11 protein-coding genes are annotated in these 12565 nt (G+C 50.6%); 4 read left to right on the forward strand and 7 right to left on the reverse strand.

The features are described 5' to 3' along the window. Positions 1-33: 33 nt before the first annotated feature. Positions 34-945 carry a LysR substrate-binding domain-containing protein gene (locus ACZYUB_RS00385; RefSeq protein ID WP_463944651.1) on the reverse strand — a complete coding sequence of 304 codons (912 nt, stop codon included), beginning with the start codon at positions 943-945 and terminating at the stop codon, positions 34-36. 123 nt (positions 946-1068) lie between these two features. Here ACZYUB_RS00385 and ACZYUB_RS00390 point away from each other — a divergent pair, with 123 nt between their 5' ends. Then, positions 1069-1671: a peroxiredoxin C gene (locus ACZYUB_RS00390; protein ID WP_460883936.1), complete on the forward strand. Its 603-nt coding sequence runs from the start codon at positions 1069-1071 to the stop codon at positions 1669-1671. Between the two features lie 110 nt (positions 1672-1781). On the opposite strand, the gene ACZYUB_RS00395 is transcribed toward ACZYUB_RS00390, so the two are convergent. The 5 genes from ACZYUB_RS00395 to yejK all read right to left on the reverse strand — a co-directional run bounded on the left by ACZYUB_RS00395 (position 1782) and on the right by yejK (position 8144). After that, complete coding sequence (locus tag ACZYUB_RS00395; RefSeq protein ID WP_463944652.1) at positions 1782-2918, reverse strand: ABC transporter ATP-binding protein; 1137 nt, start codon at positions 2916-2918, stop codon at positions 1782-1784. 80 nt (positions 2919-2998) lie between these two features. After that, positions 2999-3889: a maltose ABC transporter permease MalG gene (malG, locus tag ACZYUB_RS00400; RefSeq protein ID WP_463944654.1), complete on the reverse strand. Its 891-nt coding sequence runs from the start codon at positions 3887-3889 to the stop codon at positions 2999-3001. 11 nt (positions 3890-3900) lie between these two features. After that, the gene (gene malF / locus ACZYUB_RS00405; protein ID WP_463944656.1) at positions 3901-5538 is read right to left on the reverse strand and encodes a maltose ABC transporter permease MalF; all 1638 of its coding nucleotides are present in this window, start codon (positions 5536-5538) and stop codon (positions 3901-3903) included. 64 nt (positions 5539-5602) lie between these two features. Next, positions 5603-6784: a maltose/maltodextrin ABC transporter substrate-binding protein MalE gene (malE, locus tag ACZYUB_RS00410; RefSeq protein ID WP_463944658.1), complete on the reverse strand. Its 1182-nt coding sequence runs from the start codon at positions 6782-6784 to the stop codon at positions 5603-5605. Between the two features lie 346 nt (positions 6785-7130). Then, on the reverse strand, positions 7131-8144 hold the full coding sequence (gene yejK, locus ACZYUB_RS00415; protein ID WP_463944660.1) for a nucleoid-associated protein YejK: 1014 nt from the start codon (positions 8142-8144) through the stop codon (positions 7131-7133). A 67-nt stretch (positions 8145-8211) separates the two neighbouring features. Here yejK and ACZYUB_RS00420 point away from each other — a divergent pair, with 67 nt between their 5' ends. The 3 genes from ACZYUB_RS00420 to ACZYUB_RS00430 all read left to right on the forward strand — a co-directional run bounded on the left by ACZYUB_RS00420 (position 8212) and on the right by ACZYUB_RS00430 (position 11287). Further along, the gene (locus ACZYUB_RS00420) at positions 8212-8442 is read left to right on the forward strand and encodes a YejL family protein (RefSeq protein WP_463944661.1); all 231 of its coding nucleotides are present in this window, start codon (positions 8212-8214) and stop codon (positions 8440-8442) included. Between the two features lie 18 nt (positions 8443-8460). Further along, a complete protein-coding gene (locus ACZYUB_RS00425) occupies positions 8461-10350 on the forward strand; it encodes a DUF3413 domain-containing protein (RefSeq protein ID WP_463944663.1) in 1890 nt (629 codons plus the stop codon). A gap of 94 nt (positions 10351-10444) precedes the next feature. Continuing rightward, complete coding sequence (locus ACZYUB_RS00430) at positions 10445-11287, forward strand: tetratricopeptide repeat protein (RefSeq protein WP_463944665.1); 843 nt, start codon at positions 10445-10447, stop codon at positions 11285-11287. 28 nt (positions 11288-11315) lie between these two features. Here the strand turns inward: ACZYUB_RS00430 and ACZYUB_RS00435 are convergent, their stop codons facing one another. Then, a complete protein-coding gene (locus ACZYUB_RS00435; RefSeq protein WP_463944666.1) occupies positions 11316-12413 on the reverse strand; it encodes an AI-2E family transporter in 1098 nt (365 codons plus the stop codon). Between the last annotated feature and the right edge of the window lie 152 nt (positions 12414-12565).

Below are 12565 nucleotides of genomic sequence, written 5' to 3' on the forward strand. Positions count from 1 at the left end.
CCCTTATAACCCGGCCAACGTGCCGGGATTTTTTTATTTGCAGCAAGCGGCGAGGCAGTCGGCAACCAGATTGCCAAACGTATAGAAAGTTTCGACCCGCGTAGAGCTGGGTCGCCATACCAGACCAATCTCCCGAGAAGCTAACTCGACAGACGGCGATAAAGCCACGAGTTCGGTTCGCTGTAACACACCACTATGGATCGCCATTTGCGGGAGAAAGGTTGCTCCGACCCGGGCCGATACCATCTGGATCAAGGTGTAAAGGCTCGTGGCCGCAAACGGATTAATCTTACTTCTATCCGCCATATGACAAGCGGCCAAGGCATGCCCTGTGAGGCAATGCTCTTGCTCCAGGAGATAAATAGATTGATCGGGTAGCAAGCGGTAATCGACAGCGTTTTCCAGCTGTGCGGCCAAAGAGCGGTGTAAAACCAATTTGAAGGGATCACGACCGACGCTGCGGCTATGCAGGCCCCGCAACTCGTAGGGTAGCGCCAACACCAGCAAATCCAGCTCCCCGGCTTCCAACTGCAGCAGTAAATTGGCAGACGTATCTTCACGCAGCAGAAGTTGCAACTCGGGAAATTGCAACGAGCTCTGAGTCACCAAATCAGAGAGCAGGAATGGTGCAATGGTAGGAATGCAGCCAAGGCGCAGCGTACCACTCATGACGCCCCCCTGAACCGATGCCAGATCCAGCATATCCTTGGTCTGGGAGAGGATACGGCGCGCGCGCTCGACCACCTCCTGACCCGCCATGGTAATGATAAATGCCTTATGATCGCGCTCTATCAACTGCACACCCAGCAACTCTTCCAGAGTCTGAATACCTGTGCTCAGGGTAGACTGGCTGACAAAACACTGTTTTGCCGCGCGATTAAAATTCTGGCATTCGGCAAGAGCCACCAGATAGTGTAACTGCTTCAGACTGGGCCAACGACTCATCGGAAAATACGATTAGGGTTATCTATTTTTTTTAATTTAACACAAATAGAACAAGGTTTAGACTCGAGCTTGTCTAATATAAAAATGTGCGTGTCACTTTGTCATCACTCAAAGGAGAACAACATGGTACTGGTAGGACGTCCTGCACCCGACTTCACCGCTGCGGCAGTTTTAGGTAATGGTGAGATCGTTGATAGTTTCAATCTGAGCTCATTCATCAAAGGTAAGGCTGCGGTTGTGTTCTTCTACCCGCTGGACTTCACCTTTGTCTGCCCATCAGAACTGATTGCATTTGATCATCGCTTCGAGGAATTCCAAAAGCGCGGCGTTGAAGTAATTGGGGTCTCCATCGATTCTCAATTTACGCATAATGCCTGGCGTAATACCAAGATTGCTGATGGCGGTATTGGTGCAGTCAAGTATCCATTGGTCGCTGATGTCAAACACGAAATCTGCAAGGCTTATGACGTAGAGCATCCCGAAGCCGGCGTTGCCTTCCGCGGTTCATTCCTGATCGATAAAGCGGGTCTGGTTCGTCACCAAGTTGTTAACGATCTGCCGCTGGGTCGGAATATTGATGAGATGTTGCGTATGGTTGATGCCCTGCAATTCCATGAGGAGCACGGCGAGGTATGCCCGGCACAATGGCAAAAGGGCCAAACTGGTATGGAAGCATCGCCCGAGGGCGTTGCCAAATATCTGGCCTCTAACGCCGACAAGCTGTAATTCCTAAAAAACAAACGCCGCTATGCTAGCGGCGTTTTTTTATGCTTGGATGACCCAATCAGCGCAATAAAAAGCGGGGCATAAGCCCCGCTTCTACTAATCGCGCTGTATTAAGAACGGTTGTACTTGGTTGTCCGTGGGAACGCCTGCTCTTTACTATCGAACAGATAGCACGCCTGGGCAGGAACACCGACCTCCAGAGTATCACCAGTATCAACCGGGATTTCACTGGCAGCCTTGACGGTAAAGTCTTTTCCATCAACTTCCATGTACACGAAGGATTCAGCACCCAAGTGCTCGGCAACCTGAACCAGCCCAGACAAGCGGCCAGCAGCATCCGGATGGTCAACAGGTACCAAGTGTTCAGGACGAACACCCAGTTCAACCTTGTCACCCACCTCGGCGCGGCGAGCATCGACACAAGCAGTGATGATGTCACCAGTCGTCAGCTTCACCTTACACTTGTCTTCGCCAATCTCGATCAATTCACCATCCAGGAAATTCATCTTCGGTGAACCGATGAAACCGGCCACGAATTTATTCGACGGATTGTGATACAGATCCAGTGGAGAACCGTACTGTTCCAGATTGCTCTCGGCGGTGTCCTTAAGCGGGCTCAAAACCACGATCTTGTCAGCCAGGGTCATTGCTTCAACCTGGTCATGGGTAACATAGATGATGGTGGAGTTCAGCTCTTTATGCAGCTTGGCGATTTCGATCCGCATCTTGACGCGCAATGCGGCATCCAGGTTTGACAAGGGTTCGTCAAACAGGAATACCGACGGCTGTTGCACGATAGAACGACCGATCGCCACCCGTTGCCGTTGACCTCCGGACAGAGCCTTCGGCTTACGCTCCAGCAAAGGAACCAGACCCAGAATATCCGCCGCACGGGAAACGCGCTTGTGGATAGTATCCTTGTCCATTTTCTTCAGCTTGAGGCCGAATGCCATATTTTCATAAACATCCATATGCGGATAAAGCGCATAGGATTGGAATACCATGCCCACGTTCCGCTCTACCGGCGGAACATCGTTCATGTAACGGCCACCAATAGTCAATTCACCCGAGGTGATATCTTCCAAGCCGGCAACCATACGCAACAGCGTAGATTTACCACAACCAGACGGACCTACGAAGACAACAAACTCGCCTTCTTTAATATTGAGATTAATGTTACGCAGTGTGTCTTTCAGAGAAGAAGGATCATAATTCTTGCGAACATTATTCAGGACTACTTCAGCCATGAGTCGCTCCGCTGTAAAAATCGAAAATCATGTGGAAACCAATTCAGGGGAGAGGTCTCTCTCCCCCTAAACATATTTTTTTAACCCTTAACGCCACCAGCGGTCAGGCCGCCAACCAGCCAGCGTTGAGCCAGCAGGAATACGATGGTGATAGGTAAGCCGGACATTACAGCCGCAGCGGCAAAGTCACCCCACAGATAATTCTGTGGATAGAGGTACTGTTGGGCACCCACAGCCAGTGTCAGATTGTTAACATCCGACAGCAGGATGGAGGCCATTGGAACCTCGGTGATCGAACCGATAAAGGAAAGGATGAATACCACAGCCAGAATCGGAACAGAAAGAGGCAACAGAATCAGACGGAATGCCTGCCAAGGCGTCGCACCGTCGATTGCAGCTGCTTCTTCCAAAGACGGATCGATCGTCTCGAAGTATCCCTTGATAGTCCATACGTGCAGTGCAATACCGCCCATATAGCCCAGGATTAGACCACCGTGTGTATTCAGACCCAGCCAAGGGACATAATCGCCAATCTTGTCAAACAAGGCATAAATAGCGACCAGAGCCAGTACGGCAGGGAACATCTGGAATATCAGCATCCCCTTCAAAATCGTCTCTTTTCCACGGAACCGCAGACGCGCGAACGCATATGCAGAGGTCGTTGAAAGAACAACGATAAAGATGGAGGTGATACCGGCAACCTTGATGGAGTTCCACAGCCACAGCAATACCGGGAAAGGTGGCGGAGTCACGTTACCATCCAGACCAGTAATGCTCATCCCCAATGCCAAACGCCAGTGATCCAGCGTCGGGTTCGAAGGGATGATCTCACCCACCGAGAAATTACCGGTACGGAACGAGATGGCAATAACCATGATGAGTGGGAACACAATCAACGCGATGAAGCCCCACATCAGCAGGTGGGTAGCCCACAGCCGGTATTTGATTGATTTAGGTTGAACAATAGCCATTGTCTAAGTCCTCAAATCTTGTCAACTTTGGACAACTTCAGGTTGAGCAGTGCCAAGGCGCCAACAATCAAGAAGATTGCGGTCGCGATTGCACCAGCCAGACCGTAGTCCTGACCACCGGCACCCTGGAAGGCGATGCGGTAGGTGTAGCTAACCAAGAGGTCAGTTGTACCTGCCGGGGTCGTCGCACCCACGATATCAGGCTCACCGTTGGTCAACAGTTGAATCAATACGAAGTTGTTGAAGTTAAAGGCAAATGATGCGATCAACAGCGGAGTCAAAGGTCTCATCAGCAGAGGCACAGTGATCTTGAAGAAGTTCTGGATTGGACCAGCACCATCCATCGCGGACGCTTCATACAAATCTTCAGGAATAGACTTCAGCAGCCCCATACACAGAATGATCATATAGGGATAACCCAACCAAGTATTCACGATTAGAATCATGGTCTTGGCGAGCATGGGACTGGTATACCACTCTGGCTTGTCAAAACCAAACATGTCAAAGAGCATGTTGATTTCACCAAAGTTCTGGTTGAACAAGCCCTTGAATACCAGGATAGAGATAAATGCTGGCACCGCGTAAGGCAATATCAGCATAACGCGGTAGAAACCACGTCCGCGCAACTCATCCCACTGCACCAGACAGGCCAGAACCATACCGATGGCCAGAGTGAAACCGACCGAGCAGGCCGCAAAAATCACCGTCCAGACAAAAATTTGCAGGAAAGGCCCCTGGATACCTGGGTCTGTCAACACGCGCAGGAAGTTCTTCCAGCCCACATTGACCACAAAACCAGGTGCAAAGCCTTCACCCACAAACACGCCTTCGTCATTCACGTACTGGAAGTAACCTGTTTCCATATTTGGAAGCATGATTTGCCCAGTTTCGTTATTACGCAGAATGTGTGGATCACTCAGGTGGATACCAGACTTCAGGTTAAAGCCATCACGCAAATGGGTAAACAGCGGCTTTTGCGCTGCAAACTTTCGCATGCCGGTCATGCTCAACTGGGTACCATCCGGCAGCAGCAGAGACATAGCAGTCAAATGACTCTTATGGCCAACAATTTCCCGGATCGGTGCTTCAGGTGCCGGAGCATCCCCTTCGAACGGAACCAATTTGATTTCAGCTTTCGCCGCCAAACTGTTCGTTGAAGACTTCAACTCGGCATTGGTCCACAGTTGCATCGGATTGCTGATATAAGACACGCCATCTTGCTTGAGTAACAGTTGGAAGCGTTGCTCGCCCCGATCAAGCAAAGAAAAGTCAAACTCGCCACCTTTGACCTTGTAGGTCTTTTTCAGGTGGTAAGCGCTAGCGTGTTCCAATGACAGCAGGTTAGCACCTGAGTAATTGGTAAAGGCAATACTGATGGTATATGCCAATGGGAAAATGATAAACGCGACCATGCCCGCCACACCCGGGAAGATGTAACGATGCGCATAGGTCTTTTTGTTGAGGAACACATAGACACCGGTACCGACAAGAACCAGGTCCAACAGAGCGAAAGCTATTTCGCCGCCGGCATACATCATGACAACAGCATAGCCATTCAAAATCACAACCAGTGAGGCAACCAACCATTTAATCCAGGCAGACCTGGAGGCAGAAGCCGCATTGGTATCAACAGACTGGATTTGTTCCATGCCCAAAAACCTTCATAACGCCAAAAAAAAATGGAGGCCCCGATCAACAGGGCCCCCCAATCATTTATTGCACGATACGACGTGCTGCGGTATCCAGAGCTTCGTCAAGAGTTTGACGGCCAGTGGTCGCATTTTTCAGTGCAGTTTCAAAAGAAGACCAGAAACGAATCATTTCAGGAACGCTAGGCATCGGCTCACCATTCAGAGCGTTAGCCATAGTAGCCTGGATACGCGGATCCTTGGCCAGAGTCGCTTGGAAAGACTTCAGAGCAACGGCGCCCAGCGGCTTGTCGCTGTTCACTGACTTCAGACCATCGTCAGTCAGCAGATAGTTTTCCAGGAACTCGATCGCCAGATCCTTGTTCGGGCTAGCTGCGTTGATGGTTGCACCCAACACACCAACGAAGGCCTTGGCAGGCTTGCCGTTCAGAGTAGGCAGCGGCGCTACAGCGTAGTCAACCTTGGCTGCATCGTAGTTGCTCCAGGACCATGGGCCGTTGATGATGGCAGCCACTTCGCCCTTGGAGAACTTGGCATCCATTACACCGTAGTCAACACCCTTCTCCATATGGCCGCTCTTGACCATATCAACCAGGAATTGAACACCAGCCTTGGCACCGGCATTGTTCACGCCAGTATCTTTTACGTCATAGCCAGTAGCGGTCTTCTTGAAGGCATAACCACCGTTAGCAGCAACCAGCGGGTAGCTGAAATACGGAGTGGTGTAAGCCCACATAACGGCACGCTTGCCTTCAGGCTTCAGTTTTTCGTCCAGCTGATTCAGCTCTTCGAAAGTCTTCGGCGGGGTAGCCAGCAGCTTCTTGTTGTAGATCAGGCCAACAGCTTCAACAGCTACCGGGTAGCCGTAGAACTTGCCATCCACTTGCATGGCATCCCAAGCGAAGTTTTCGAACTTGCCCTTGGTCGCAGCATTCGGAGTAACCGGAACGATCAGACCTGATTTAGCCCACTCGCCGAAGCGGTCATGAGCCCACAGGAAGATATCAGGGCCGTTGCCGGTAGCAGCGGTCTGTTGGAACTTAACTTCTACTTGGTCAGGGTGAGCAACAGTGACCTTCACGCCTGTCGCTGCTTCGAACTTCTTACCTACTTCAGCCAGGCCGTTATAGCCTTTATCACCGTTGATCCAAATGGTGAGCTGACCTTCCTCGATTGCTGCACTGGCAGCAGAAGCCATACCCAGTGTTGCAAGCCCGATAAAAGACGCGAGAATTTTCTTTTTCATTAGCCTTTCCTTACTTAGTTGTTAGTCCCACGCTGAACACGCTGTAATAAGCCTGTGTGCGGGGAGCATATTAGAGCATGCCCCCTATTGGTCCTATGACGGATCTCGCATTTTTGGAAAGACAGAAGCGAAACGCCGATAAACACAAACTGAAACCATTTTCTGGTATCGGTTTCATTCCGAGGTATTAATTACAGCTTGTTGAAAATTGTTCAACGAGTAGACACGAGGCATTTTTCTGACGCCACAGAACACGAAGAAACAAGGCAGATCCATAAAAAATGAAACAAACAATAACAGCGCCAAAAATACCGCTCATCAACAATGAGCGGTCAATTTACAGACATTACCGATTATTTCGTAGCAGTTGGTCTTTTAAGTTAGGAGGTGTGCCAATAATGGTGAGTGTATCTGTTGCCGCATCGTAGCTGATCCGTTGCCCCAGCAGCTTTTGATCGAAGCTGATGGTCAGGCCGCCACCAGAACCAACGTACTTGGTCATGGCTCGTAACGCGCTCTGGCTGGGCGGAAAACTCTCGGGCAATCCGACCTCATTGGTCAAGAACGTATAGAAATCACCGGAATCCACCTCAGGGATGATCTCGCCGATCCGTTTCGCTTCCAGGTCGTCACCGGACTTCAACTGCTCTTTGCAATAAGTGTGTAACTCTTTTTTCGCATCCAGAAGCTGCTCGGTCGGCACTTGATAGGTATCCGCATACGAGCTAATAGCCCGGATCAGGGTTTCATTCTGTATTTTCTGATCTACGCCCTCGTCTGCAGAAAGAAACTCCATGAAAAAATCAGACACTTTTCTTCCAGCTCTACCCTTGATAAAAGAAAGATAGCGTTTTTTTTCTGCCGCAATACGTTGCTGGGTTAAATCAATTCGTGCAGCAAGACCCATGCGACTTAAATCAATATACTTGACCCTTTGAATATCAAATCCAGAGGTAAAGCTGACACTTTCTTCTGTTTCGAGAATGCCAACCATCAAATAATCATTACCCACATACTGGTAGTGCACAAAATAAATAAACCCATCGCAATGCAAGGAATATTTATTAATAGCTGCCGTTAATATATCGGTAGCATCACATGAGAAATCGACAAAGCTCAATTCACCCTGAATATATTTTTGCAATAACTGTGCAAAGGTGATGTTTTCAGGTGGTAATTGATCCTGAAACGCAGCATAGGCGCGGTTATTCTTTTGTTGAAATGTTTGATGGAGCTCCAAAGCTAACTCAGCAACTTGCTCAGTGGCAGATAGTGGTCCGTGGCTTAATTCGGCAACAACGCCAACATCGGCCTCCTGACGCAAAATATGCAGAACCATGGATATGTTTTGTACACTCATAGCAATCATAGTGTTAGTCAACGATGTGCAGTATTATAAGCGCCTTTGCGAGAAAAGGACCGATCCGATGCCCATTACCTCAAAATACAGCAATGAACAGATAGAAAGTCTGGTAAATGAATTACTTAGCGTATTGCAGCGACATAAAGCACCCGTAGACCTGTCGTTGATTGCCATCGGCAATATGGCGACTCATGTGATCACAGAGCGGCTTCCAGTGGCACAGCAAGCCAGCATTGCAGACTCTTTTGCCTCCGCATTGATGCAATCCGTCAAGCTCCCTGATGCCAAGCACTGAAGTCGGATCACCGTCAACATGAATGAGCTCTTTACTAAGACACCTAATCCGCAATATGGCGAAAACGTTTCGCGGCTAATCAGCTGGGGCCATTGGTTCCTTTGTTTTAATATCCTATTGGCTATGCTGATCGCCCTACGTTTTATCCTTGCCATGCCGTGGCCAACCACTGGGCTAGGCCAGTTCTATCTCTTGGTGAGCTGGATTGGGCACTTTGCTTTTATCGGATTCATTTTTTTCCTGTTGACGATCTTTCCGCTGAGCTTTGTGTGTACTCATCAGCGACTACTCCGCAGCCTGTCTATCCTTATTGCTGCATCCGTACAAACATTGTTACTTATTGATACACAGGTGTATCAATTACTGAAGTTTCATCTTAATCCCTTCGTGTGGAGCCTATTGTTTGAGCCCTTTCAGTCCAAGAGCAATCTGAACTGGAATTTCTTGTTTATCGCTATTCCAACGATCGTGCTGCTGGAGATCATTTTTTCCAATCAAGCGTGGAAGCGACAATTCAAACGTAGCAAACCCTATCTGGGTAAGAGCGTTGCAGCTTTGTTTTTGGGCTGCTTCTTGCTGACACATTTGACCCATATCTGGGCCGATGCACGCTTCTATACGCCGATCACGGCGCAAAAATCCAACTTTCCGCTGTCGTACCCAATGACGGCGCGTTCATTTCTGGCACGGCACGGTTGGTTAGATCTGCAGGAGTTCAAAGCACGGGAAAAAAGCGCGGTCGAGCAGCCCCATCGACGACTGCTTTACCCCCTAGCCCCCTTGCAGGTTCAGCCTCATGAACAAAAGTTGAACCTCTTGCTCATCGTGCTGAGTGGACTGCGTCAGGATATGTTGAACAATATCAACATGCCCAACCTGCAACGTTTTTCGCAGCAATATCAGCGCTTCGACAATCATGTGGCCGGGGATAATGAAACCGAAACCAGCCTGTTCAGCCTGTTCTATGGTCTGCCCGCCCAGTATGCCGATGATGTGATTGCCGATAAGCGACCGCCACTGTTGATTGATGAATTGCAGCGCCAAGAATATCGAATCAAGGCCTTTACCACCGATGGCTTGAACCAGCCTATTTATCAACATGCGATTTTTAGCGGCATCCGGCATAAGCAACAAATTGGCGCCGGGCGCAATGATGAAGCCACGCTGAAATCCTGGTTTACTTGGCAACAAAAACAGCAACCAGGTTCACCCTGGTTTTCCTACATAGCCCTGAGTGGCCCGGGCAGCCTGACTTTACCCGCCGATTTTCAGGGGCCTTATCAACCTGAGCTTAAGAAGCTCGACCCATTCGGCTCAATTCCTGCCGAGCAGCGGCCATTGCTGATCAATCGCTACAAGAACGCGGTGTTTTATCTGGATCAACTCCTGGGCAACTATTTCGAGCAGCTGATGACCCACCAGGTGCTGGACAATACCCTGGTGATTATTACCAGTGATCATGGTTTTGAGCTCGGTGAAAGTGGTGCAGCTAGCTGGGGAGCCGGCGGCAATTACTCGAATGTACAAATGAAGGTTCCGTTTCTCATGGCGTGGCCCGGTCATGCCAACCAGCAGATCGATACCCTCACCAGCCACCAGGATCTGGTGCCGACACTGTTACCCGAATTGCTGGGCGTGACGTCACCCGAGGTCGACTACTCAACAGGCCACTCCCTGCTGCGGCCAACCAGCCGTGAGTGGGTCATCAGCGGGAACAATCGTCATTCCGTGATTTTTGGTCAACAGGAAATCACCCTGTTCGATCGCCAAGGTAACTTTGAAGTCCGCACCGTCGACGGGTACAAGAGTATCGATAACGGGCGCCAGGATATGCCGGTTCTGCTGAAAGTGATGCGCGAGTTGAGCCGATTTAAAGGCAGCATGGATAACAACGCGACCGCACACTGAAGGTGACTCTGCCCACGAAGCGGATGCTCGTGGGCGCTTGAAATACCGGTTCACATCCCCCACATATGCAGTACATCAACAGCAGGGTATTTCCATGATCATCCAGATTACGCCTGAAAACTTTCGCGCCGAATTAATCGAAGCCTCGATGACCAAGACCATTGCGGTCTATTTCTATGCCGATGCGCTTCCGGAATGTCAGCCGGTTACTCCGGAGCTGGAAGGGCTGATTGGTACCGCCAACCCGGTCCTGACACTGGCCAAGGTCGATGTCAGCAATCCGCAACTGCAGAGTCTCGCCGTGCAGTTGGGATTACAAGCCTTACCTGCCTTGGTGCTGTTCAAGGAAGGGCGTCCGGTGGATGCCATCCAGGGCAGCGAGCAGTTGGCGGGGGCTCGTCAATTCCTGGCTGATTATCTGCCCAAAGAAGAGGATTTGTTGCTCGAGCAAGGTCGTCACAGTATGGCGCAGGCCGACATTCAAAACGCCTATAGCAGCTTCCAGACCGCCCATCAGCTAGCGCCCACTCGCACCGATATCACCCTGTTGCTGGTCGATTGCAGCCTGCAATTACAAAAGCTCACGCAAGCCAAAGAGCTATTGGCCCTGATCCCGATGGTGGCACAGGACTCCGAGTATCAACGTTTGGTGGCCGCGTTGGAATTAGCCACCCAGGCTGCCGACAGCCCGGAGATCCAGGCGCTGGAAGCTCGCTTGCAGCTGGAGCCTGATAACGGCCTGATAAAACAGGAGCTGGCCATTCAGTACAGTCAAGCAGGACGCAAAGAAGAGGCCCTGGAATTGCTGCTCGGTCTGCTCAAGCAGGATCTGGGGTTCGGCGACGCCAAAAAGATCTATCTGGACATTCTGGCCACCCTGCCCGGGGATGCGATTACCAGCCGCTACCGTCGCCAGTTGTACACCCTGCTGTATTAATCCTGCGGTAATCATCCAGTTGCCTCGTTTAGGAGGCAACTTTTGATGCGCCAGCTTTGGTGGCGCGCTCCATCTTCTGACTGCTCCCCGGCCATGCATTGACCACCGCTTTGACCAGCGTGGCCAGGGGAATGGCAAAAAATACCCCCCAGAATCCCCACAAACCGCCAAATACCAGCACCGCAATGATGATGGCGATCGGGTGTAGATTCATGGCTTCGGAAAACAGCAAGGGAACCAACAGATTGGCATCCAGCGCCTGAACCACCAGATAGGCAATTAGCAGATAGAGAAATTCCGGACTCAACCCCCACTGAAACAGACCGACAATGACCACGGGGACGCTAATCATCACGGCACCGACGTAGGGGATCAACACCGACAATCCCACCCCGACACCTAGCAGCAGCGCATAATCGATCCCCATGATGGAGAAAACCAAGTAGTTGGCCAGGCTGACAATCAGGATATGGATCACCTTACCGCGGATGTAATTGACAATCTGCGCATTCATTTCGATCCAGACTTGGGTCGCCAGCGCCCGATTGCTGGGCAAGAAGCGATAGACACCCGCCAACAGGATGGCCTTGTCCTTGAGCATGAAAAACACCATCAGCGGTACCAGGATCAGGTACACCATCACCACGACGACATTAATAAGTGACGACACAGAGGCCGACACGATCAGCTCCCCGAGTTTGACAAAACGCGCCTGCACCGTATTGAGCAGGGTTTCGGCCAGAGAAACATCCATCAGATCCGGATACGATTCGGGTAATCGCAACATATAGATTTTCAGATTGCCCAGCATGCTCGGGGCTTCGCGAGCCAGATTGACCCCCTGGCGTACTATGCTCGGCAACAAACCGGTCAGCAGCAATAGCATCACGCCGATAAAGAGCAGCAGCACCAGACTGACACTCAAGGTCCGGCTACAACCCAAGCGCATCAGCCGCTGCGTCGGCCAATCCAGCAGATACGCCAGAACCAGAGCGACCAGAATGGGGCTTATTAAATCGCCAAAAAAATAGATGGTGGCAAAACCAGCCAGCAGCAACAAAAACAGCGTTACGGCGTTGGGATCTGAAAAACGTCGTTTGTACCAATTGAGGAGAATTTTAAACATGGAAAACCCTATACCTGGCAAACATCAATACGGCAATTCGAAGCCCCATCATGAGGTAACACCAACCTTGGCTCCGGGCGGTATCGCGCTGGGCAAGCCGGGTCGGCAGGGCCGCTGGCAGCTATTATCCTCCCCCGCAGGTCATGAAACAA

This window comes from Pseudaeromonas sp. HNCC25DJ182, assembly GCF_055413365.1.

What these genes read in the sequence shown, in the direction of transcription:
- ACZYUB_RS00385 (WP_463944651.1), bottom strand. Translation starts at nt 945, where the DNA reads ATGAGTCGTTGGCCCAGTCTGAAGCAGTTACACTATCTGGTGGCTCTT.
- ACZYUB_RS00390 (WP_460883936.1), top strand. Translation starts at nt 1,069, where the DNA reads ATGGTACTGGTAGGACGTCCTGCACCCGACTTCACCGCTGCGGCAGTT.
- ACZYUB_RS00395 (WP_463944652.1), bottom strand. Translation starts at nt 2,918, where the DNA reads ATGGCTGAAGTAGTCCTGAATAATGTTCGCAAGAATTATGATCCTTCT.
- malG (WP_463944654.1), bottom strand. Translation starts at nt 3,889, where the DNA reads ATGGCTATTGTTCAACCTAAATCAATCAAATACCGGCTGTGGGCTACC.
- malF (WP_463944656.1), bottom strand. Translation starts at nt 5,538, where the DNA reads ATGGAACAAATCCAGTCTGTTGATACCAATGCGGCTTCTGCCTCCAGG.
- malE (WP_463944658.1), bottom strand. Translation starts at nt 6,784, where the DNA reads ATGAAAAAGAAAATTCTCGCGTCTTTTATCGGGCTTGCAACACTGGGT.
- yejK (WP_463944660.1), bottom strand. Translation starts at nt 8,144, where the DNA reads ATGAGTGTACAAAACATATCCATGGTTCTGCATATTTTGCGTCAGGAG.
- ACZYUB_RS00420 (WP_463944661.1), top strand. Translation starts at nt 8,212, where the DNA reads ATGCCCATTACCTCAAAATACAGCAATGAACAGATAGAAAGTCTGGTA.
- ACZYUB_RS00425 (WP_463944663.1), top strand. Translation starts at nt 8,461, where the DNA reads ATGAATGAGCTCTTTACTAAGACACCTAATCCGCAATATGGCGAAAAC.
- ACZYUB_RS00430 (WP_463944665.1), top strand. Translation starts at nt 10,445, where the DNA reads ATGATCATCCAGATTACGCCTGAAAACTTTCGCGCCGAATTAATCGAA.
- ACZYUB_RS00435 (WP_463944666.1), bottom strand. Translation starts at nt 12,413, where the DNA reads ATGTTTAAAATTCTCCTCAATTGGTACAAACGACGTTTTTCAGATCCC.